This window comes from Methylosinus sp. LW3, from assembly GCF_000527115.1.
Taxonomy (GTDB): domain Bacteria; phylum Pseudomonadota; class Alphaproteobacteria; order Rhizobiales; family Beijerinckiaceae; genus Methylosinus.
On the sequence record NZ_AZUO01000001.1, the window covers coordinates 194721 to 215362 of the forward strand.

The window sequence follows — 20642 nt, forward strand, 5'->3', positions numbered from 1 at the left end:
CATTCGAACCGCTGCGGGCGAAGATTTCGTAAATCCCTGACACTGTAAACGCCGAAAAAGGCTATAAACGATCCCGCCGGCCATTTCTTTTGTCGGTGTGATAAAAAAGCACCCCTAAGTAATTTTGGATACATTATTTTTATACTATAACTGAGGCCGACCCGCTCTCCGCAAAACTACCTAATGCGACATAGAGGCCGGCGAGGCGGCGAGATTGCGCGCCGCGCGCGCGGCGCCCTATAGAGGCGCATAGAGTTTCGCGAAGCCGCGCGAGCACAGCGGCGGCGAGGGGGAGAGAGATGTTCGATCTGAGCGGCAAGACGGCGCTGGTCACCGGCGCGAGCGGCGGCATCGGCCGGGACATCGCGCGCGCCCTGCACAAGAGCGGCGCGGTCGTGGCGCTTTCGGGCACGCGCGAGGAAGCGCTCGCGACGCTGGCTTCCGAGCTCGGCGAGCGAGTCCATATTCTCCCCTGCGACCTTTCCGACAAGGCGCAGGCCGAGGCGCTGGTCCCGGCGGCGGAAAAGGCCATGGGCGGGCTCGACATTCTGGTCAACAACGCCGGCATTACCCGCGACATGCTGTTCATGCGCCTCAAGGACGAGGATTGGGACGCGGTGCTGAACGTCAATCTCACCTCGGCCTTCCGCCTGTCGCGAGCGGCGCTGCGCGGCATGATGCGCAAGCGCTTCGGCCGCATCATCGGCATCACCTCGGTCGTCGGCGTCACCGGCAACGCGGGCCAGGGGAATTACGCCGCCGCCAAGGCCGGCATGATCGGCATGACCAAATCATTGGCGGCCGAGGTCGCCTCGCGCGGCATAACCGTCAATTGCGTGGCGCCCGGCTTTATCGAGAGCCCGATGACCGACGCGCTGAACGAGACGCAGAAACAGACGATTCTGCGCGCCGTGCCGGCCGGGAGGCTGGGGACGGGCGCGGATGTCGCGGCCGCCGTCGTCTATCTCTCGAGCGACGAATCGGCCTACGTCACCGGCCAGACGCTGCATGTGAACGGCGGCATGGCGATGATCTGAAAGCTTAGGATTTGCTGCGGGGCGCCTCTCGCCACGGCGAATTAATTATGCTACCAGACGCGTCGCTGGCCGGGGGCGACGCCGCAAAGAGCAATTCGGGCTGGCGAAAAAGCTCGCCTCCTGATGGCGACGTTTCCGCGGGTCGCGCGAGCGAAACCGCAGAAATGTGACGTAGTTTACCCCTGAAACGATCGAGCGCGGTCCGAGCCGGACTCTGGATCCGCCAAATCGGTGTCAGCAGATCGATCGAACGAGGATCAGAGCAGATGAGCGATATCGCCCCGCGCGTTAAGAGTATCGTTGTCGAACATCTCGGCGTCAAAGAAGAAGAGGTGAAGCCGGAGGCGTCTTTCGTCGACGATCTCGGGGCCGATTCTCTCGATACCGTCGAGCTGGTCATGGCCTTCGAGGAGGAGTTCGGCGTCGAGATCCCGGACGAAGAGGCCGAGAAGATCAACACCGTCGGCGACGCGATCAACTATCTCGAAAAAGCCAAAGCGGCTTGAGGCCACTGGCCGACGCGACGCGGATCGTCGAACGATCCGCGCTTCCGCGTTTTCGAGATTTTCAATGAACTGCAAGGCATAGCTCTCGAGAGAATCCATGCGCAGGGTGGTGGTCACCGGACTCGGCATCGTTTCGCCGTTGGGCTGTGGCGTGGACGTCAATTGGCGGCGGCTGATCGCCGGAGAACACGGCTTTCGCCGCATCGACACCTTCGAGGCGTCGGATCTCCCGTGTCAGATAGCAGGTTTCGTGCCGCGCGGCGACGGTTCCAATGGAACCTTCGATCCGGACGCCTGGTTCGAGCCGAAGGAACAGCGCAAAGTCGACGACTTCATTATCTATGGAGTCGCTGCGGCCACTCAGGCGCTGGCCGACGCCGGATGGAAGGCGGACACGTCGGAGAAGCAGAATACGACCGGCGTGCTGATCGGCTCCGGCATCGGCGGGCTCGGCGGCATTTATGAGACGTCCATCACGTTGAAGGAGAAAGGCCCGCGACGCGTGTCGCCCTTCTTCATCTCGGGCCGCATCATCAATCTGGCTTCCGGCTATGTGTCGATCATGCACGGCCTCAAAGGGCCGAATCACGCGGTCGTCACCGCCTGCTCCACCGGCGCGCACGCCATTGGCGATGCGGGCCGGCTGATCGCCCTCGGCGAGGCGGAGGTGATGGTGGCGGGCGGCGCCGAATCGCCGGTCAATCGCATCGGCGTCGCGGGCTTTGCGGCCTGCAAGGCGCTGTCGACCGGCTTCAACGACCGTCCCGAGGCCGGCTCGCGCCCCTACGATCGCGATCGCGACGGCTTCGTCATGGGCGAGGGCGCCGGCTGCGTCGTGCTCGAATCCTATGAGCACGCCGTGGCGCGCGGCGCGCGAATTTACGCCGAGCTGATCGGCTATGGCATGTCCGGCGACGCCTATCACATAACGGCCCCCGCGCCGGATGGCGACGGCGCCTATCGCTGCATGGAGATCGCGCTGAAGCGCGCCGGCCTGCGCGTGTCGGATGTCGATTATGTGAACTCCCACGGCACCTCGACGCCGCTCGGCGACGAGATCGAGCTGCAGGCCGTGCATCGCCTCATCGGCAATGAGGCTCCCAGCCTGTCCATGTCCTCGACCAAATCGGCGATCGGGCATCTGCTCGGCGCGGCGGGCGCCGTGGAGGCGATCTATTCCATTCTGGCGCTCACCCATGGCGTCGCGCCGCCCACGCGCAATCTGGACAATCCCTCGGTCGCGACCGAAATAGACCTCGTGCCGCACAAGGCGCGTGAGCGTAAGATCGATATCGTCTTGTCCAACTCCTTTGGTTTCGGCGGCACAAACGCGTCCCTCGTCTTCCGGCGTCCGCAGTAGCGGGGCCGCCGCGCCTTCGGTCGCGGCTGTGGACGTGGGAGCGTTCCTGATTTCGCCACAAAGAACGATAGGGTAACGGACGCGCGAGCGCCGTAGAGTCGTCGCAATCCTCCTCGGCGAGCCGCCGAGGCGGCGTTTTGTTTGTCGGTCCGTCGCGTTTTTCTGGTCGGTGTGATCCGAATCACGACACGGCCCGGAACCAAAGAGACGGAGTTTCCCGATGAGCGATGCTCCCAACGATTCGTCCGAGACGCCGAAGGACGGCGCATCCGAGGCCAAGGGGCCGGACGCGAAGGGTCCGGAGGCCGAGGGCCAACAGTCTCAGAGCCCCGAATCCTCCTCTTTCTTTCGCCGCCGCGCCAGCCTGCGCAGCTCCGGCGGCGCGGACGCTCCGCCGCCGCCCCCGCCGCGCCGCAAGCGCGAGGGAACGCTCTCTGCGCTCAGCAGCCTGCTCTCGCTGCTGCTGGTCGTCGCCGTCGCCGGCGTCTTCGGCCTCATCGCCGTGCTGCACAAGCTGCGCGAGCCCGGCCCGCTCGCCGCCGAGAAGATCGTCTATATCGCCCCGCATAGCGACGTTCCCGAGATTATGGCGCAGCTCGAGCGCGATGGCGTCATCGACAACCCCATGCTGATGAACATCGCTCTCTTGATCGAGGGCGTGCGCGGCAAGCTGAAGCCCGGCGAATACGCCTTCAAGCAGAACGCCAGCCTGCGCGAGGTGATGGACGAGCTCATCAACGGCCGCCAGATTCTGCATGGCGTGACCATTCCCGAGGGGCTGACGACGGATCAGATCGTCTCGCGCCTGCGCGAGAGCGATGTGCTCGCCGGCGACATGGCGGAACTGCCCAAGGAGGGCGCGCTGCTGCCGGAGACCTATAAGGTCGCGCGCGGCTATCCGCGCGCCAAGCTGCTGCTGAAAATGCAGGAGGATCAGCGCAAGCTGCTCGATCAGATCTGGGCGCGCCGCAATCCCGACCTTCCCGTCAAGACGCCCTTCGAGCTGGTGACGCTCGCCTCCATCGTCGAGAAGGAGACCGGCAAGGCCGATGAGCGGCCGCGCGTCGCCGCCGTCTTCGTCAATCGCCTGCGCAAGGGCATGCGGCTGCAGTCGGACCCCACCATCGTCTACGGCCTCGTCGGCGGCCGCGCGACGCTCGGCCGCGGCATTTTGAAGTCCGAGGTCGAGAAGTGGACGCCCTATAACACCTATGCGATCGAGGGCCTGCCGCCGGGGCCGATCGCCAATCCGGGCCGCGCGGCGCTGGAGGCCGTCGCCAATCCCTCGCGCACGCAGGAGCTCTATTTCGTCGCCGACGGAACCGGTGGCCATGTCTTCGCCGAGACGCTCGAGCAGCATTCGCGCAACGTCCAGCGTTGGCGGCAGATCGAGAAGGATCGCGCCTTGGGCGTCGATCGTCTGGAGCCCGGCGCCGTCGTCGGGCCGACGCAGCCCGCCCCGCGGGAAAAGCGCGGCGACGCGGCTTTCGGCCGGCTCGTGGCGCTGGCCGATGCGCAGATGGAGACTGTGACGGCGGCCGATCCGCGCCATGGCGCGCTGAAGCGAATCGGCGCCGCTCTGCCGTCCATCCCGTTCGAATATGCGGGCGACAATGAGGAGAGCCTGCGGCTCACGGCCGAGCGCGCCGCTGTGGCGCTGGTCGCGCCGCCGCTGTTCACCACGCAATTCGCCCAGCGCGCCCAGCCCGAGGCGCGCGCCGCCGTCACGATGATCGCCGCCGCGGCGGACGACTCACAGGCCGGCTCCGACGAGCTGGCCGAGGACGATGGTCTCGATTCGGCGAGCTATCCGGTTTCCGCCGCTCTGCGCGCCGAGCAGCGCGCCCGCGCCGCGCGGCTGGGCTTGGCGGTCGAGGAGCGGCCCGTGGAGCGCCCCTTGCCGCTCTCCGCATCGGCCGACGCCGGTCAGCCGCCGCGCGCCGCCCGCGCGCGCGCCTTCGACGCTTCGGAAGGCACGGCGCTCGATCCGTTGCGGGATCGCGGCTGGGATTTGAACTCCGCCAAGACCGTGCCGGATGTGGCGAAGTTTCGGTGATGGAAGCGCGTAGAGAGATCGCCGACCCGCTGCTCGCAATTCGCCCTACCTAGGATCGCAATGTCTCTCGCCAGCATGACCGGCTTCGCCCGCGCTCACGACAGTCTCGGACCGTGGCGCTACGCTTGGGAAATCAAGACCGTCAATTCCAAAGGGCTGGATCTGCGGCTGCGCGTCCCGCCCAATTTCGATGCGGTGGAGGTGAAGGCGCGCGCGCTCATCTCCGGCCGCATCGCTCGCGGCTCCTGCTTCGCCAATCTCACCGCGCGTCGCGACGACGCTGTGGTCGAGACGCGCATCAATCGCCCCGCGCTCGAGCGTCTGCTCAAGGCGCTGGACGATGTGCCGCTGCATGCATCCTTGCGACCGGCTTCTCTCGACGGCCTGCTCGCCGTGCGCGGCATTGTCGAGGTCGTAGAGCTGGAGGACGATGAGGAGCAGCGCAATGCGCTCGACGCAAAGGTGCTGGCGACATTGGCGCAGGCGCTCGAGGCGCTGACCGCCTCGCGCGCTTCCGAAGGCGCGGCCATTGGCGATGTGCTGACCGCGCGTCTCGCGCGCATCGGCGAATTGACCGCGCAGGCGGAGGCGCTGCCCGGCCGCTCGGCCGAGGCGGTGCGCGCGCGGCTCGCCAGCCAGATCGCGGCTCTGCTGGAGACGGGCCATTCCTTCGACGCGCAGCGTCTGCATCAGGAGGCGGTGCTGCTCGCGGTGAAGGCCGACATTCGCGAGGAGCTGGACCGGCTGAAGGCCCATGTGGTCAGCGCCGGCGAGCTGATCGAAAAGGGCGGCCCGATCGGCCGCCGCCTCGATTTCCTCGCCCAGGAATTGTCGCGCGAGACCAATACGCTCTGCGCCAAATCCAACGATGGCGCGCTCACCGCGCTCGGCCTCGAGCTCAAGATCGAGGTGGAGCAATGGCGGGAGCAGGTGCAGAACATTGAGTGAGGAGAAAATAGCGAATAGGGAGTAGCGCGAAAGACGCGCTCCATTCGCCACTCGCCACTCGCCATTCGCTGGACCTGAGATGCCCACAACGCCAGACCGCCGCGGAATCGTCCTCATTCTCTCTTCGCCCTCCGGCGCGGGGAAGACGACGCTGACGCGCATGCTGCTGCAGAACCGCGAGCTCGACCTCACCCTCTCGATCTCGGTGACGACGCGTCCGCGTCGCTCGAGCGAGGTCGACGGCATCCATTATTCCTTCATTTCCAAGAGCCGCTTCGAGTCGATGCGCGACAATGGCGAATTGCTGGAATGGGCCGAGGTGCACGGCAATTATTACGGCACGCCGCGTGGGCCGGTGGAAGAGATTTTGCGCGACGGCCGCGATGCGCTCTTCGACATCGACTATCAGGGCACGCAGCAGGTGCGCGACAAGATGGCCGCGGACACTGTCACCGTGTTCATTCTGCCGCCGTCGATGAAGGAGCTGCGCGCGCGTCTCGAGCGCCGCGCGGAAGATTCGCGCGAGACGATCGAGCGCCGTCTCGAGAATGCGCGCAATGAGATTCAACGCTGGAAGCAGTACGATTATGTGCTGGTCAACGACGATCTGCAGCGCAGCTTCGACGATCTTCTCGCAATATTGCGCGCCGAGCGTCAGCGCCGGCCGCGTCGCCTGCCGGGCATAGAGGCCTTCGTCGCGCGCCTTTTGAGCGAGTGACTCTGCGAGCGTATGAGGCCACAGTCCCTCACCCTGAGGAGCCGGCGTAGCCGGCGTCTCGAAGGGTCGAAACGCCCGCGCGCTGGAGCATCCTTCGAGGCTTTTTGCGTTTCGCAAAAAGCGCCTCAGGATGAAGGGGCGGTTTGAAAGAGAGAGGATCGCGATCTCGCCATGACAGTCTCGGAGACATTCTTCAAGCTCGTCGCTCCCGCCTTCGCGTCGCTCATCATCCTATCCGCCTGTAATTCCGCGCAGCCGACTGCCGTCGCGCAGGCGCCGGCGGTCGCGACGCGCAACACGACGCCGGCGGGCTTCGAGCTTCCCGAGGGCTCCGGCTGCTCCGGCGCCATCCGCCGCTATCGCGCCATCATGGACAATGACCTCGCCATGGGTCACGTGACTCAGGGCGTCTATGCGACGATCCATAACGAGATCGCCGCCGCCGCCTCGGCCTGCTCGGCGGGGCGCGACGCTCAGGCCGTCGCTCTGGTGCATGCGAGCAAGGCGCGCCACGGCTATCCGGGCTGAGCGAGGCCGCGGCGTTTCGCCGAGTCCAGATTGGAAGCAATCTCAACTCGCGCCGTTGTGGCGCGGCGGCCCTTTAACTACCTTGATATTCAAGCTGTAGCGCATTCATGGGCGGGCCTCGCGACGTCCGCCTCGCGCATGACGGTGGGCCGGTTCTTGCTTCGCATCACGCGGGGCGTGGGCGAAGGCGTCGAAACGATTCATCGAAAGGCGTGAAATGACATCCTCCCGTATTCTTCTCGTCGCCGCCGCTCTCGCGGCGGGCGTCGGCGCCGCCGTCGCGGCCGACGAGACCTCTCTCGAAATCTCCATCAAGGATCATCGCTTCTCGACCGCCGAGCTGCATGCGCCCGCCGACAAGCCGATCACCATCGTCGTGAAGAATCTCGATTCGACGCCGGAGGAGTTCGAGAGCAAGGCGCTCAAGATCGAGAAAGTGGTCGCCGGCAAGGCCGAGATCACCGTGCGGGTGCGCCCGCTGAAGCCCGGCCGCTATCATTTCGTCGGCGAATATCACGAGGATACGGCCAAGGGCGAGCTCGTCGTCGAGTAAGGATCACACCATGCTGGGCGCACTCATCATCGTCTTTCGCGAGGTCATAGAGGCGGGTCTCGTCATCGGCATCGTGCTCGCGGTCACGCGCGGCGCGCGCGGCTCGCGGGCCTATGTCTTCGGCGGCGTGGCCGCGGGAGCGCTCGGCGCCGGCGTCGTCGCGCTGTTCGCCGATGCGCTGTCGCAGGCCGTCGCCGGCCGTGGGCAGGAGCTGTTCAACGCCGGCGTCCTCGCAGTGGCGGTGGTGATGCTCGCCTCGCACAACATTTGGATGGCGCGCCACGGCCGCGAGCTCGCCAGCGAGCTGGCGGCCGCCGGCCGCGCCGCCGTCTCGGGCGATAAATCCTTTTTGGCTTTGGCGCTGGTCGTCGCGCTCGCCGTGCTGCGCGAGGGCTCGGAGGTGGCGCTGTTCCTCTACGGAATCCTGGCTTCGGGAGAGACTGTGGCGGATCTCTTGGCGGGCGGCCTCGCCGGCCTCGTGCTCGGCGCCGGCGTCAGCGCGCTCACCTATTTCGGTCTCGTCACCATTCCGGCGCGGCATTTGTTCGCCGTGACGACGGCGATGATCACGCTGTTGGCAGCCGGTCTCGCGGCGCAATGCGCGGGCTTTCTGCAACAGGCCTGGATCGTCACCGCGCTCTCGCAGACGGTGTGGGACACATCCGGCGTGCTGCCGGATTCGAGCCTCTTCGGCCGCGTGCTGCATACGCTGATCGGCTATGTCGACCAGCCGACGGCATTGCAGGTCGTCGTCTATGTGGCGACGCTGGCGGCCATAGTCATCGCCACTCGCCTCGCCGCTCCGCGGCCGGGCGCCGCCAATGTCCACGCCGCGGCGGAGTGATACGGGCTTCCGGCTGATCGCTTCGCGCGGCATTTGCCGTCTTCCTTCTCCCCGCATTGCAGGGAGAAGGAGAAATTCTCTACTCCGCCGCCGCGTCCTGATCCCGCGCGCCGCGCGCCAGCCGCTCGGCCTTCAGCAATTCTGCGACGAGGAAGGCCACCTCTATCGCCTGCTCGGCGTTGAGGCGCGGATCGCAGGTCGTGTCGTAACGCACGCCCAGCTCCTGCTCGGAAATATCGCGCGCGCCGCCCATGCATTCGGTGACATTCTGCCCCGTCATCTCGAGGTGAATGCCGCCGGCGTAGGTGCCTTCGGCGCGGTGAACCTCGAAGAAATTGCGGATTTCCGCCATCACGCGATCGAAGGGCCGAGTCTTGCGGCCGCCGGCGCTGATCGTGTTGCCATGCATCGGGTCGCAGCACCACACGACATTGCGCCCCTCGCGGGCGACCGCGCGCAGGATCGGCGGCAGCGCCTCGGCGGCCTTGTCGGAGCCGAAACGGCAGATGAGCGTCAGCCGCCCCGGCTCGTTTTGCGGATCGAGCTTGTCGATGAGGCGCAGCAGCGCGTCCGGCTTCAGGCTCGGCCCGCATTTGAGGCCGATCGGGTTTTGCACGCCGCGGAGATATTCGATATGGGCGCCGTCCTCCTGGCGCGTGCGGTCGCCGATCCAGAGGAAATGGCCGGAGGTGGCGAAATAGCCGCCCTCGAGCGAATCGACGCGGGTCAGCGCCTGCTCATAGCCGAGCAGCAACGCCTCGTGAGAGGTGTAGAAATCCGTCTGCCTGAGCTCGGGATGATGCTCGGGATCGAGGCCGATGGCGCGCATGAAGCCCAAGGTCTCGCTGATGTGATCGGCGAGCTGCGAATAGCGATCCGAGAGCGGGCTGTTGCGCACGAAGCCCAGCATCCAGCGATGCGCATTGACGAGATTGGCGAAGCCGCCGGTGGCGAAGGCGCGGATGAGGTTGAGCGTCGCCGCCGATTGCCGATAGGCCATCAGCTGCCGCTGCGGATCGGGCGTGCGGGCGGCGGCGGTGAATTCAATGTCGTTGATGATGTCGCCGCGATAGCTCGGCAGCTCCAGCGCGCCCTGCTTCTCGGTGGGGGCGGAGCGCGGCTTGGCGAATTGGCCGGCGAGGCGGCCGACCTTCACCACGGGCGAGGCCGCGGCATAGGTCAGCACCACCGCCATTTGCAGGAAGACGCGGAAGAAATCGCGGATATTGTCGGCCGAATGCTCGCTGAAGCTCTCGGCGCAATCGCCGCCCTGCAGCAGAAAGGCGCGGCCGCCGGCGACCTCGGCGAGCGAGCGCTTGAGGCTGCGCGCCTCGCCGGCGAAGACGAGGGGCGGAAATCCGGCGAGCTGCCGCTCGACATCGGCGAGCGCCGCCTGATCCTGATAGATCGGCGTCTGCTCGATCGGTCTCGCTCTCCAGCTTCCGGGCGTCCAATTCTCCACTAGCCTGGCTCCTGCTTGCCGCTCCCCTGCGCCGCACAGCTATACAGGAGCGAGCCGGCAGAGGCGAGCTTTTGCCCCTTGCCGCGAGCGTCGCCTTATCCTTTCGGCCTACCCTCGGCTTTTCCGCAGGGGTGACACGGCGCGCGGTTTCCCCTATCCTAGCCTGCGCCATTTTCGTACGAGCGCTTTTTTCATGCCTGTCTTTTTGTCGGATTTCGTTCACGCGGCCCGTTGGCTCGCCGCTCTCGCCGTTCTTCTCGCCCACGCCAATGTGCTCATCTCCTTGAGCGACATAATGGTCGGGCCGCATGGGCCGCTGGTCTATTTCTGGTGGTTCGTCACCGCCTTCTCGCATCAGGCGGTGACGGTCTTCTTCGTGCTGTCGGGCTTTCTCGTCGGCGGCCGCGTCTTTGCGGCCATGGAGCGGCGGACGCCCTTTCTGCGCGCCTATTTCGTCGATCGCTTCGCCCGCATCTATCTCGTGCTGATACCGGCGCTGGCGCTGACCTTCGCTCTCGACGCGCTCGGCCGCGCCCTCTTCGCCGGCGCGGGCATCTATGAGCTCCCCGGCCTCGAGGGCGCCTACGAACCCTCGCGCATTCTCTCGGCGCTAGCCATGCAGCAGAATATCTGGGCGGGCCAGGCCGGCACCGATGGGCCTCTGTGGTCGCTGGCCTGCGAGTTCTGGTACTATCTGCTGTTCCCGCTGCTGCTGCTTCCGTGGGCGCGCGCCTATTCGGAGCCCGCGCGCCTCGCCGCCTTCGCCCTCGGCGCGCTGCTGCTGCTCCTTCTCTCGATTCCCTCCTCGCGCGTGCCTTTCGGCTTCGTGCTATGGGCCATGGGCGCGCTGGCGGCGCGCGCGAAGCGCCCGCTCATCTCCGCCAAATATCTGTCGCTGGGGCTTTTTCTCGCGGCGCTCGTCGTCGGCCGCCTCGCCGCGCGCGGGCCTCTTTTCGAGGCGCATCCGGTTCTGCACGACATCGCCGATGCGCTCACCGCGGCGACGCTCGCCAATCTGCTGACGACGCTGCGCTTTACGGAAAGCGGCTTTGCATTCGCGCATTCGGCGCTGCATCGCCGGCTCGCGGATTTCTCCTTCTCGCTCTACGCCACGCATATGCCGATCGTTTTCTTCTTCTGGGCCGGAGCCGGCCATATTTTCGGCGCGGACTGGCACAAGCTTCTGCCGACGCCGACGCATTGGCTCGTGACGGCGGCGCTGCTCCTCGTCGCCGTCGCGACGGCCTTCGTCTTCTCGCGTGTGACCGAGGCGCATACGCCGGCGCTGCGGCGGCTTCTGCATGCGGCTGTCGCCGCGCTGGACCGGCGCGCGCGGCTCGGCGAGCGCGCCCGCTGGGTTGGCCAAGGTCGAGCCGAGGGGCTATAATTCGGCCCCGTCCAGCTTTTTTTCATTTGGAGCGATCCGTTCGCTCCAAAGCCTTCGGAGACACATGCCCGTCCTTCTGTCGCAATTCATCGAGGCATGTCGTTGGGTGGGCGCGTTGCTGGTGCTCGCCGTCCATTCCACCAATATGTTCGTCAATCTCGCGGACATAATGAGCGCGCCCCATGCGGCGAGCGTCCATGCCTGGTGGTTCTTCGTCAGCTTCGAGCTCGGACATCAGGCCGTCGTCGGCTTCTTCGCCATCTCGGGCTATCTGGTCGGCGGCGCGGTGCTGGCGCAGCTGCGCAAGGACAAGCCCTTTCTGCGCGATTATCTCATTCATCGTTTCGCGCGCATCTATGTCGTGCTCGCGCCGGCGCTGCTCGTCACAGTGGCGGCGGATTGGATCGGCCGCAGCTGGTTCGGCGACAGCGGCGTCTATGACTGGCCGGTCTTCAAGGACCATGATCGCGTCGATCTCTTCCTCGGCTCGCTGGCCAATCTCTCGGCGATCTATTGCGATTTCTTCGGCACCAATGGGCCGCTCTGGTCGCTCGCCTGCGAGTTTTGGTATTACATCTCCTTCCCGCTGCTGCTGCTGCCCTTCGCCCGCGCCTATTCGCTGCGGACGCGCGCCATGGGCTTCGCGCTCGGCCTCGCCATTCTGGTGGTGATGTCCATCCCCGCTGGCGGCTGGTTTCGTTTCGGCTATCTGCTCTGGGGCCTCGGCGCGCTGGCGACTCTGGCGCGGCGCCCGCTGGTCGAATCGCGCTGGATCGCGCTCGCGCTCTATGGCGTGGCCGTCATCCCGATCCGCCTTCTGGTGCGCGGCCCCAATCTCGAGGCTCATCCCTATCTCGCCGATCTCGCCGATACGCTGTCGGCCGTCCTCTTCCTCAATCTCGTGGTGACGCTACGCTTCGGGCCGCAGCAGGGCTGGGCGCTGTTCCAGCCGCAGCTGCATCGGCGGCTCGCCGATTTCTCCTTCTCGCTCTACAGCGTCCATATGCCGGTGCTGATTCTGGCGCGCGCCCTGGCCGATCGGCATTTCGGCGCGCTATGGGCGCGCGAGCTGGCGACGCCCGTCCATTGGCTGGTGCTGGCGGCGGTGATGGCGGCGGCGGTCGTCTTCGGCTTCCTCTTCTCGCGCGTCACCGAAGCGCACACCAACGCCGTGCGGCGCGCGCTGCGCAAAGCCTTCGAGGCGGCGGAGGAGCGGCGGCGCCGGCGCCTCCCGCAGCCGATCGAGGAGCTTGAGCGCGAACCGCAAAAAGCCGACGCATGAGCCTGAAGGTCATCCGTGCCGCCCTCTGTCGACGAAACGTCGCAACCCTCCTCTAATGGCGAGGACCCGAGGCGGGCCGCCGAAGGCGCGCGCCCGCGGGGACGCATGAAAATGAAGACGATGCCGCCGGCCGGCGCGATCGTGGGCGATTCGCCCTTTCTCTGGGTCATGCGCTTCGATGCGGACGGCGCGGCGACGCTCGTCGCCGACCACGACTCCGCGCAGCTCGATTCGGACGCCGACGGCTATTTCTGGGTCCATCTCAACGTCGCGGATCTGCGCTATCGCGATTGGGTCGCCGGCCGCCAGCAAATGCCGGCGGAGGCGCGCGCGCTGCTCATCGATCAGGACGGGCATCAGCGGCTCGACGCCGACGAGCAGGCGCTGTGGGGCGTGATCGCCGATTACGGCCGCGATCTCGAGCGCGAGGAAGATGTGCTGCGTCCGCTGCGCGTCGTCGTCACCGAGCGCTGCATCGTCACCGCCCGCCGCTACGCCGTCGAATCGACCGCCGTCATTCGGCAGGCGGCGCTGGAGGGCCAGCGCCTGCGCACGCCGCTCGATCTCTTCGAGGCGCTGGTGACGCGCAGCCTCGTCTCCATGGATATCGAGCTCGAGAAGCTTCTCGCCAAATTCAACAAGATCGAGGATCGTGTGCTGGACGACGAGGCGCATGACGACCGTCGCGATCTCGGCGCGCTGCGCCGGCAGACGATCCGCCTGCGCCGCGAGCTCGCCGATGGGCAGCGCGTTTTTTCCCGCACGGCTTTCTCGCCGCGCGTCGCGCCGCCGACCCATGCGGCGCTGCGGAGGCTGACGCAGCGTTTCGATTCGTTGCAGCAGGAGCTGCAGGCGGTGGAGGAGCGCGCGCGCCTGCTGCAGGACGAGATCGTCTCCAATTTCACGGCGGAGACCAATCGCCAGCTCTATGTGCTGACCATTCTCGGCACGCTCTTGATGCCGCCGACTCTCGTCTCCGGCATCTTCGGCATGAACACGAAGAATCTGTTCTTCGCCGATAATGAGCAGGGGACGCTCTATGCGGCGGCGCTCTGCCTCGCCTCGGCCGCGGCGGCCTTTTTCGCGCTGATGTGGATCAAGCGCCGCGAGGGATAACGGCCTGAATGAACAAGCCTTCGACGCATGTGGTTTTTAACATGTCCGCTGCTGCGAGCATCCGGCAGGCATTTAGCCGGATCGGTCGCCACGAACTCGTCCTCGGCTTTCCTGACAATCTCAGCTTCGGACCGATCGATCCGCCGAGCGCGCGTTTGCGACATGTGTGGATCGAGAATGAACTCGGTGTGGACTTTGGGCAGGTCGTCCAATCGGCCGATAAATTTTGGGCCGAGGCCGCTTCTTCAGCCGCTCTTCCAGTTGCCTGGATGTCCCTTCTCGACGCGGCAGAATATTGCGGCTTTCTCGAATTCGTCCGGCGAAGGGGCGATGCGCCCTTCCGGGTCGTTATTTTTACGGGTTTCGAATACGCCGAAGACGGCGAGACGATCATCGCCGCAGCGTCTCTCGGTCTCGTTCCGCCGGATCAGATCGTCGAGGCTCGATTATTCGATCATGAGAAGGAACTGCGGCCGGACGAAATCGAGGCCTTTCTCGAGATGTGGCGCCGGCTCAGGCAGGAGAATGCTCCGCTACGGGTCGTTGACGGGATCGGGCTCGTGTCCGCGCCAATCACTCATTTCGACGACGCTATCGTTTCTTGCGCGAGCGGTGATTGGCAGAAAGGAACGAGCCTTGTCGCAACCACGATGTCACAGCTGAGCGCTTGCCCGCTTGACCGAGCACCCAGCGATCTCTTGCTGTGGGCGCGCGTCCGGGCGCTCGGAGAGGCAGGTATCCTGGAAACCACGGGAGACGGAATTGAGATGCGGAGCACGCTTGTCCGTCGCAGTCAGGAGCCGCCACGCTAAAAGGGCGGATCGGGAATCCCCGCTCGGGCCTTCCGCCTGCGCGCTATCGATCGCCCGCGCCGTTCCCCTCACGCCGCCGCGAGGCTCTCGAACAATCCCCGGCCGTCGATTCCGCCGACCAGCGGATCGATGAGATTTTCCGGATGCGGCATCAGGCCGAGCACATTGCGGCGCTCGGAGAAGATTCCGGCGATATCGTTGCGTGAGCCGTTGGGATTGGCCTCGCCGCCGACGCGCCCCAGCGCATCGCAATAGCGGAAGGCGACCAGCCCCTCGCCCTCGAGCCGCGCGATCGTCTCGTCATCGGCCTCGTAATTGCCCTCGCCATGGGCGATGGCGACCTCGATCGTCTGGCCCTGCCGATAATGCCTGGTGAAGGCGGTGTCGGCGCGCTCGACGCGCAAATGCTGCATGCGGCAGACGAAGCGCAGATTGGCGTTGCGCATCAGCACGCCCGGCAGCAGCCCGCCCTCGCACAAAATCTGGAAGCCGTTGCAGACGCCGAGCGTCAGCCCGCCGCGCGCGGCATGGGCGCGCACCGCGTCCATAATGGCGGCGCGGCCGGCGATGGCGCCGCAGCGCAGATAATCGCCGTAAGAGAAGCCGCCCGGCAGCACGACGAGATCCGTGCCCGCGGGCAGCTCGGTCTGCGAATGCCACACCATCGCCGGCTCGTGGCCGGTGGCTTGGCGAAGCGCGCGCGCCATATCGCCTTCGCGATTGGAGCCGGGAAAGACGAGGACGGCGGCTTTCATGGGATCAGATCTCGATCTGGAAATTCTCGATGACGGTGTTGGCGAGCAGCTTCTCGCAGGCGGTTCGCAGCCGCGCCTCGGCGAGGCCGCGGTCGGAGCCCTCGAGCTCTATGTCGAACACCTTGCCCTGGCGCACGCCGCCGACGCCCTCGACGCCGAGCGAGGCGAGCGCGCCTTCTATGGCCTTGCCCTGCGGATCGAGCACGCCGTTCTTCAAGGTGACGATGACGCGGGCTTTCATGCGGCGGCTTCCCTGTTTGGGCTTCGGAGGCTGGCCGCAGGGTTAGCGGGGGACGCGCCGTAGCGCAAGAATTTCTGGGGGGAGAGACTTTCTGGCCGAGAGAATTTCCGGCTGTGACGCATCAGGCCGAGCGCGAGCGCAGCGCGTAGACGAAGCCCATGGCGCCGAGCAGCGCGATCGTGGCGGCGAACACCGGCTGGCCGGCCGCGAGCGTCAGCATAACGGCGACGAAGGTCGCGACTCCGATCACCGAGGTGACGACGATAGAGCCGACCGGGGACGCCGAGCCGCCGCTCGCGGCGCTGCGCCGGCGCGGCGGGCTGGCGACGGCCGAGACCACGGCCTGATAGGCGGGATCGAAATTGATGCGATCGGTGAAGAGCGGCGGCGCGGCATAGGGAAAGCCGCCGGAGGGCGAGGCGAAATCGCGGTCATAGGCGGCGGCCTCGAAGGCGCCCGGCCCGGTCTTGGTCACATAGAGGTCGATGGTCGCCGTGTCGCGCTCGCCGTCGCGGACCAGAAGGGCGGCGCGAATCGTCGGCGCGGCCTCGGCGGAATTGCGCGAGGGCAGACGCGCGCGCGGAACGGTGTCGGCGGCGTCGAGGAATTCTCGGACCGTCTCGCCGTGCGCCTCCGCCGCCGCGCGCAGGGCGGTCTGCGCCTCGCGAATGACGATGCGCAGCGGAATGCGCTCGCCGATGAGGCGCGGCAGGCCGGAGAGCGCCGCCGCGCTCGGCCCATAGGCCGACCGCAATGGCGCATCCTCGCCAGCGAGCGGCTCGTCGGATTCGGCGCCGAGCGGCATGGCGAAATTGCGATAGCCGGCGGGGAGGGCGTCGCGCAGGCCGGGACCGGGCGGGGGCGGCGGCTTGGCGGCCGTCGTGGTCTCGACGCTCGTCTCCTCGACCGGCTCGGCTCTCGCCGTGACCTGCGAGACGCGCGACAGCGCGCGCACGCTGGGCGCTCGGGATGTGAGGGCGGAAATCGGCGAAACCATGATTCGTGACCATCCATGGCGCGTCAGACGCGCATCCAGTTTCCGGCGTCCGCCTTGCGCGAGGCTGATCTCAGCGCAAGCGCAGCGATTATCGATTGTCCCTGTCGACGGCGGGTTACAGAAAAGAGTCGAATGCCGCCGACCTCGCTCTATCTGCCCCGAGAGCGAGGGAGGGGCTCCCAATGCATGCGGTCTCCAATTATCCGGGACGTCGCCGCGCCACCCAGGAGGCGGCGCGGCGGGAGGTTTTCGCTGTCGTCGACTCGCTCGCCCGCGAGATGCATCCGCGGCGCGGCGCTCCGACCGAGATTTCGCTGTCCAGCCGGCTCGAGCAGGATCTCGGCGTCGACAGCCTGGCGCGCGCGGAATTGAACATGCGGCTCGAGCGCGCCTTCCATGCGCCTCTGCCGCTGGAGGAGCTGGGCCGCGCCGATACTGTCGGCGATCTGCTGACGGCGCTCGAGAATGCCCCCGGCGCCGAGCCGCCACCCTTCGCCGAGCCTTCGCCCGCCGAGGCGCTGCCGCATATTCGCGCCGCCTTCGAGGCGAAGACGCTGACCGAGGCGCTGGACTGGCACGCCGCGCAAAATCCCGAGCGGCTGCATCTCACCTTTCTGCGCGACGCCGCGACGCCCGGCGGCGCGCTCACTTATTGGCGGCTCGCCGATGCGGCGCGGCGCGCGGCGGAGGGGCTCATCGCCCGCGATGTCGCGCCGGGCGACCGCATCGCGCTGATGCTGCCCACGGGAATCGATTTCTTCGTCGGCTTTTTCGGCGTGCTCTACGCCGGCGCCATTCCCGTGCCGATCTATCCGCCGATGCGCATGGCGCAGATCGAGGAGCATCTCACGCGGCAGATCGGCATTTTGCGCAATGCGGGGGTGCGGCTGCTCGTCACCACGCCGGAGGGTCTGCGCCTCGCCGGCCTCGCCCGCGGGCGTGTGGAGAGCTTGGAGGCGATCGTCTGCGTCGCCGATCTCACCAGCGGCGCCAATGGCGCGCCGCTGCCGCCGACGCGCGAGGCGGGCGCGACCGCCATGCTGCAATATACCTCCGGCAGCACGGGCGATCCCAAAGGCGTGGTGCTGAGCCACGCCAATCTTCTCGCTAATGTGCGCGCCATGGGCCTCGCCATCGGCGCCAGCTCGGCGGACAGCTTCGTCAGCTGGCTGCCGCTCTATCACGATATGGGGCTGATCGGCGCCTGGCTCGGCTGCCTGCATTTCGGCGCGCCGCTCTATGTCATGTCGCCGCTGACCTTTCTGTCGCGGCCGGCGAGCTGGCTCGAGGCGATCGACCGCCATCGCGGCACGCTGAGCGCCGCGCCCAATTTCGCCTTCGAGCTGTGCCTCGACAAGATCGATCCGGCCCAGATCGAGGGGCTCGATCTTTGCTCGCTGCGCATGGTCGCCAATGGCGCCGAGCCCATCTCCCCGCGCACGATCCAGCGATTCGCCGAGAAATTCGCCAAATACGGCTTTCGGGCGGAGGCCATGGCGCCGGTCTATGGGCTCGCGGAAAATGCGGTCGGCCTCGCCTTTCCGCCGCCCGGCCGCGCGCCGGTCATCGACCGCATCTCCCGCGAGGCGCTGGCGACCGACGGCCGCGCCGAGCCGGCGGCGGAAGGCGCCGGCTCGCTGGAGATCGTCGGCTGCGGCGCCCCGCTGCCGGGCCATGAGATTCGCATCGTCGACGCCGTCGGCCGCGAGCTGTCGGAGCGCCGCGAGGGGCGGCTGGAGTTTCGCGGCCCCTCGGCCACGACCGGCTATTTCCACAATGAGGAGAAGACCAAATCGCTGATTCGGGGCGGCTGGCTCGACAGCGGCGATCGCGCCTATATGGCCGGCGGCGAGATTTTTGTGACCGGGCGGGTCAAGGACATTGTGATTCGCGCCGGGCGGCATCTCTATCCGCAGGAGATAGAGGAGGCCGTCGCCGCGCTTCCCGGCATTCGCAAGGGCTGCGTCGCCGCTTTCGGCGCGCCCGATGTGGAGACCGGCACGGAACGGCTGATCGTCGTCGCCGAGACCTATGAGACCGTGCCGGAAGCGCTGGGCGCGCTGGAGACCAAGGTTCAGACGGCGGTCGCCGCCGTTTGCGGCGCGCCGGCCGACGAGGTTCGCTTCCTTCCGCCGCGCTCCACGCCCAAAACCTCGAGCGGCAAGATTCGCCGCAGCGCCGCCAAGGCGCTGTTCGAGGAGGGTCGGCTCGGCGAGCCGCGCGGTCCGGTCTGGCTGCAGATCGGCCGGCTGGCGCTGCTCGGCCTATGGCCGGCGATCCGTGGCGCGGCGGGGCGGGCGGGCGAGCTCGCCTACGCCAGCTGGTGGTGGCTCGTCGTCTGCGCCGGCTATTTCGCCGTCTGGTGGGCGGTGATGATACTGCCCCGCCGCTCGCGCTGGCCCGCCGTGCGGAAGATCGCCGGCTCCATGCTCGGCGCCATTGGCGCGAAGGTCACGACGGAGGGGCTGGAGCGTCTGCAGACGGGCGGCGCCGTGCTCGCCTTCAACCATTCGAGCTATGTCGATGTCATGCTGCTCGCCGCGCACCTGCCGGGCGAGCCGGCCTTCGTCGCCAAGAATGAGCTGGCCGGGCAGATTTTCGCCGGGCCGTTCCTGCGCCGGCTCGGGGCGCTTTTCGTCGAGCGTTACGATATTGCCGCGAGCGTCGCCGATGCGGAAAGCCTCGTCGCGGCGGCGCGCGAGGGGCGCAATCTCGTATTCTTCCCCGAGGGGACGTTCACGCGCCGCGCCGGGCTCTGCGGCTTCTATCTCGGCGCGTTCAAGATCGCCGCCGAGGCGGAGCTGCCGGTCTTTCCGGGCGTCTTGCGCGGAACCCGCGGCATGTTGCGCGGCGGCCAATGGTTCCCGCGCCGCTCGGCGCTGTCGCTCGCCATTTTGCCGCCGATACGGGCGGGCGGGAGCGACTTCATCTGCGCGCTGCGGCTGCGGGATCATGTCCGCGCCGCCATCCTCGCGCGCTGCGGGGAGCCGGATTTGAGCGAGCTGTCCAAGCCGAGACGGGGGGATGCGTAGCGAAGGCCCAACCACGCGTGCCGGAAGAGGCGTTTCCACCTCCCCCTCGAGGGGGGAGGTCGAGCGCCGTAGGCGCTCGGGAGGGGGTGACGCCCCGAGTCTCTGCCGGTGGACCCCACCCCGTCCGGCTATCGCCGGCCGACCCTCCCCCTGAAGGGAAGGGTGGGGCGCCGCGACCCTACTCGTCCTCGCCGAAGCGGTTGCCGACCAGCGCCGCCAGCGCCTCTATCGCTTGAAAGGCCTGCGGGCCGGCGGCGGTCACGGTGATGGTGGAGCCTTGGGCCGCGCCCAGCGTCAATATGCCCATGATGGAGCTGCCGCCGACCGTATCCCCGCATTTGGAGACGGTGATCTCGGCCTCATAAGCCTCGCAGCATTGGACGAATTTGGCCGTGGCCCGCGCGTGCAGGCCCTTGCGGTTGACGATGGTGAGATCGCGGACGATGCGGCCGCCATCGGCGGCGGCGGAAACGGATTGGTCGGTCATTTGGCGTTGAGGACTCGGCTGGCGATATAGACATATTTGCGCCCGGCGTCCTGGGCTTGCAACACCGCCTGCTCGAGCGGAGTCGATTCGCGCACCGAGGCCAGCTTGATCAGCATGGGCAGGTTGATGCCCGCCAGCACCTCCACCTTGCCGCCATTCATCACGGAAATCGCCAGATTGGAGGGGGTGCCGCCGAACATGTCGGTCAGCACGACGACGCCGTCGCCGCTGTCCGCCTCGGCGATGGCGTCGATAATGTCCCGGCGCCGACGCTCCATATCGTCCTCGGGGCCGATCGAGATCGACACGAGCTGCTTCTGCGGGCCAACGACATGCTCGAGGGCCGCGCGAAACTCCGTGGCGAGGTGGCCATGGGTCACCAGGACCATTCCGATCATTCGCAGCTACCGCTCATGAAGACCGTCTCGCAGGAGAACGAGATCGTCGAAACCGGAGAACCGAAGCAGACCGGCATTGCGGCTCACCAATTTACTAACGCGAATGTCGCCCCGACGTTCGCA

The 20642-nt window shown here is 66.8% G+C and carries 20 protein-coding genes; 14 read left to right on the forward strand and 6 right to left on the reverse strand.

What is annotated here, in order from left to right; genetic code table 11:
- Positions 1-299 precede the first annotated feature (299 nt).
- The 9 genes from fabG to METLW3_RS0100975 all read left to right on the forward strand — a co-directional run bounded on the left by fabG (position 300) and on the right by METLW3_RS0100975 (position 8550).
- The gene (gene fabG, locus METLW3_RS0100935; protein WP_018267301.1) at positions 300-1037 is read left to right on the forward strand and encodes a 3-oxoacyl-[acyl-carrier-protein] reductase; all 738 of its coding nucleotides are present in this window, start codon (positions 300-302) and stop codon (positions 1035-1037) included.
- Between the two features lie 266 nt (positions 1038-1303).
- Positions 1304-1543: an acyl carrier protein gene (locus METLW3_RS0100940; protein ID WP_024878155.1), complete on the forward strand. Its 240-nt coding sequence runs from the start codon at positions 1304-1306 to the stop codon at positions 1541-1543.
- A gap of 97 nt (positions 1544-1640) precedes the next feature.
- Complete coding sequence (gene fabF, locus METLW3_RS0100945; protein ID WP_024878156.1) at positions 1641-2903, forward strand: beta-ketoacyl-ACP synthase II; 1263 nt, start codon at positions 1641-1643, stop codon at positions 2901-2903.
- A 220-nt stretch (positions 2904-3123) separates the two neighbouring features.
- Positions 3124-4959: an endolytic transglycosylase MltG gene (mltG, locus tag METLW3_RS0100950; protein WP_024878157.1), complete on the forward strand. Its 1836-nt coding sequence runs from the start codon at positions 3124-3126 to the stop codon at positions 4957-4959.
- A 60-nt stretch (positions 4960-5019) separates the two neighbouring features.
- Positions 5020-5907, forward strand: coding sequence for a YicC/YloC family endoribonuclease (locus tag METLW3_RS0100955; protein ID WP_024878158.1), 888 nt, complete (start codon positions 5020-5022; stop codon positions 5905-5907).
- A gap of 79 nt (positions 5908-5986) precedes the next feature.
- The gene (gmk, locus tag METLW3_RS0100960) at positions 5987-6625 is read left to right on the forward strand and encodes a guanylate kinase (RefSeq protein ID WP_024878159.1); all 639 of its coding nucleotides are present in this window, start codon (positions 5987-5989) and stop codon (positions 6623-6625) included.
- A gap of 171 nt (positions 6626-6796) precedes the next feature.
- The gene (locus tag METLW3_RS0100965; RefSeq protein ID WP_024878160.1) at positions 6797-7153 is read left to right on the forward strand and encodes a hypothetical protein; all 357 of its coding nucleotides are present in this window, start codon (positions 6797-6799) and stop codon (positions 7151-7153) included.
- 217 nt (positions 7154-7370) lie between these two features.
- The gene (locus METLW3_RS0100970; protein ID WP_024878161.1) at positions 7371-7706 is read left to right on the forward strand and encodes a cupredoxin domain-containing protein; all 336 of its coding nucleotides are present in this window, start codon (positions 7371-7373) and stop codon (positions 7704-7706) included.
- Between the two features lie 10 nt (positions 7707-7716).
- A complete protein-coding gene (locus tag METLW3_RS0100975; RefSeq protein ID WP_024878162.1) occupies positions 7717-8550 on the forward strand; it encodes an FTR1 family protein in 834 nt (277 codons plus the stop codon).
- Positions 8551-8629: 79 nt separating this feature from the next.
- On the opposite strand, the gene METLW3_RS0100980 is transcribed toward METLW3_RS0100975, so the two are convergent.
- Positions 8630-10012: a 3-deoxy-7-phosphoheptulonate synthase class II gene (locus tag METLW3_RS0100980; protein WP_024878163.1), complete on the reverse strand. Its 1383-nt coding sequence runs from the start codon at positions 10010-10012 to the stop codon at positions 8630-8632.
- 193 nt (positions 10013-10205) lie between these two features.
- Here METLW3_RS0100980 and METLW3_RS0100985 point away from each other — a divergent pair, with 193 nt between their 5' ends.
- The 4 genes from METLW3_RS0100985 to METLW3_RS0101000 all read left to right on the forward strand — a co-directional run bounded on the left by METLW3_RS0100985 (position 10206) and on the right by METLW3_RS0101000 (position 14609).
- Positions 10206-11399: an acyltransferase family protein gene (locus tag METLW3_RS0100985; protein WP_024878164.1), complete on the forward strand. Its 1194-nt coding sequence runs from the start codon at positions 10206-10208 to the stop codon at positions 11397-11399.
- A gap of 64 nt (positions 11400-11463) precedes the next feature.
- The gene (locus METLW3_RS0100990; protein ID WP_024878165.1) at positions 11464-12681 is read left to right on the forward strand and encodes an acyltransferase; all 1218 of its coding nucleotides are present in this window, start codon (positions 11464-11466) and stop codon (positions 12679-12681) included.
- Positions 12682-12792: 111 nt separating this feature from the next.
- Positions 12793-13797, forward strand: coding sequence for a CorA family divalent cation transporter (locus METLW3_RS0100995; RefSeq protein ID WP_245267198.1), 1005 nt, complete (start codon positions 12793-12795; stop codon positions 13795-13797).
- A gap of 8 nt (positions 13798-13805) precedes the next feature.
- Positions 13806-14609 carry a DUF3658 domain-containing protein gene (locus METLW3_RS0101000; protein WP_024878167.1) on the forward strand — a complete coding sequence of 268 codons (804 nt, stop codon included), beginning with the start codon at positions 13806-13808 and terminating at the stop codon, positions 14607-14609.
- A gap of 68 nt (positions 14610-14677) precedes the next feature.
- Here the strand turns inward: METLW3_RS0101000 and purQ are convergent, their stop codons facing one another.
- The 3 genes from purQ to METLW3_RS0101015 all read right to left on the reverse strand — a co-directional run bounded on the left by purQ (position 14678) and on the right by METLW3_RS0101015 (position 16602).
- Positions 14678-15364: a phosphoribosylformylglycinamidine synthase subunit PurQ gene (purQ, locus tag METLW3_RS0101005; protein ID WP_024878168.1), complete on the reverse strand. Its 687-nt coding sequence runs from the start codon at positions 15362-15364 to the stop codon at positions 14678-14680.
- A gap of 4 nt (positions 15365-15368) precedes the next feature.
- On the reverse strand, positions 15369-15605 hold the full coding sequence (purS, locus tag METLW3_RS0101010) for a phosphoribosylformylglycinamidine synthase subunit PurS (protein WP_024878169.1): 237 nt from the start codon (positions 15603-15605) through the stop codon (positions 15369-15371).
- A 121-nt stretch (positions 15606-15726) separates the two neighbouring features.
- Positions 15727-16602 carry a hypothetical protein gene (locus tag METLW3_RS0101015; protein ID WP_157516502.1) on the reverse strand — a complete coding sequence of 292 codons (876 nt, stop codon included), beginning with the start codon at positions 16600-16602 and terminating at the stop codon, positions 15727-15729.
- Positions 16603-16784: 182 nt separating this feature from the next.
- Here METLW3_RS0101015 and METLW3_RS0101020 point away from each other — a divergent pair, with 182 nt between their 5' ends.
- Positions 16785-19634 (forward strand): AMP-binding protein, encoded by a 2850-nt coding sequence (locus tag METLW3_RS0101020; protein WP_024878171.1) that lies wholly within the window; start codon positions 16785-16787, stop codon positions 19632-19634.
- A gap of 178 nt (positions 19635-19812) precedes the next feature.
- Here METLW3_RS0101020 and METLW3_RS0101025 read toward each other — a convergent pair whose 3' ends face one another.
- Both METLW3_RS0101025 and METLW3_RS0101030 read right to left on the reverse strand, forming a co-directional pair.
- Positions 19813-20121 (reverse strand): HPr family phosphocarrier protein, encoded by a 309-nt coding sequence (locus METLW3_RS0101025; protein ID WP_024878172.1) that lies wholly within the window; start codon positions 20119-20121, stop codon positions 19813-19815.
- A complete protein-coding gene (locus METLW3_RS0101030; protein ID WP_024878173.1) occupies positions 20118-20519 on the reverse strand; it encodes a PTS sugar transporter subunit IIA in 402 nt (133 codons plus the stop codon). Before METLW3_RS0101030 ends, METLW3_RS0101025 begins: the two co-directional genes overlap by 4 nt.
- Between the last annotated feature and the right edge of the window lie 123 nt (positions 20520-20642).

Excerpts from the sequence above, each read along its gene's own strand:
- METLW3_RS0100985 (WP_024878164.1), top strand. The coding sequence starts at position 10,206 with ATGCCTGTCTTTTTGTCGGATTTCGTTCACGCGGCCCGTTGGCTCGCC.
- METLW3_RS0101020 (WP_024878171.1), top strand. The coding sequence starts at position 16,785 with ATGCATGCGGTCTCCAATTATCCGGGACGTCGCCGCGCCACCCAGGAG.
- METLW3_RS0100940 (WP_024878155.1), top strand. The coding sequence starts at position 1,304 with ATGAGCGATATCGCCCCGCGCGTTAAGAGTATCGTTGTCGAACATCTC.
- METLW3_RS0101015 (WP_157516502.1), bottom strand. The coding sequence starts at position 16,602 with ATGGTTTCGCCGATTTCCGCCCTCACATCCCGAGCGCCCAGCGTGCGC.
- METLW3_RS0100990 (WP_024878165.1), top strand. The coding sequence starts at position 11,464 with ATGCCCGTCCTTCTGTCGCAATTCATCGAGGCATGTCGTTGGGTGGGC.
- gmk (WP_024878159.1), top strand. The coding sequence starts at position 5,987 with ATGCCCACAACGCCAGACCGCCGCGGAATCGTCCTCATTCTCTCTTCG.
- purQ (WP_024878168.1), bottom strand. The coding sequence starts at position 15,364 with ATGAAAGCCGCCGTCCTCGTCTTTCCCGGCTCCAATCGCGAAGGCGAT.
- METLW3_RS0100970 (WP_024878161.1), top strand. The coding sequence starts at position 7,371 with ATGACATCCTCCCGTATTCTTCTCGTCGCCGCCGCTCTCGCGGCGGGC.
- METLW3_RS0100965 (WP_024878160.1), top strand. The coding sequence starts at position 6,797 with ATGACAGTCTCGGAGACATTCTTCAAGCTCGTCGCTCCCGCCTTCGCG.
- purS (WP_024878169.1), bottom strand. The coding sequence starts at position 15,605 with ATGAAAGCCCGCGTCATCGTCACCTTGAAGAACGGCGTGCTCGATCCG.
- fabF (WP_024878156.1), top strand. The coding sequence starts at position 1,641 with ATGCGCAGGGTGGTGGTCACCGGACTCGGCATCGTTTCGCCGTTGGGC.
- METLW3_RS0101025 (WP_024878172.1), bottom strand. The coding sequence starts at position 20,121 with ATGACCGACCAATCCGTTTCCGCCGCCGCCGATGGCGGCCGCATCGTC.
- METLW3_RS0100955 (WP_024878158.1), top strand. The coding sequence starts at position 5,020 with ATGTCTCTCGCCAGCATGACCGGCTTCGCCCGCGCTCACGACAGTCTC.
- METLW3_RS0101000 (WP_024878167.1), top strand. The coding sequence starts at position 13,806 with ATGAACAAGCCTTCGACGCATGTGGTTTTTAACATGTCCGCTGCTGCG.
- fabG (WP_018267301.1), top strand. The coding sequence starts at position 300 with ATGTTCGATCTGAGCGGCAAGACGGCGCTGGTCACCGGCGCGAGCGGC.
- METLW3_RS0100995 (WP_245267198.1), top strand. The coding sequence starts at position 12,793 with ATGAAGACGATGCCGCCGGCCGGCGCGATCGTGGGCGATTCGCCCTTT.
- mltG (WP_024878157.1), top strand. The coding sequence starts at position 3,124 with ATGAGCGATGCTCCCAACGATTCGTCCGAGACGCCGAAGGACGGCGCA.
- METLW3_RS0100975 (WP_024878162.1), top strand. The coding sequence starts at position 7,717 with ATGCTGGGCGCACTCATCATCGTCTTTCGCGAGGTCATAGAGGCGGGT.
- METLW3_RS0101030 (WP_024878173.1), bottom strand. The coding sequence starts at position 20,519 with ATGATCGGAATGGTCCTGGTGACCCATGGCCACCTCGCCACGGAGTTT.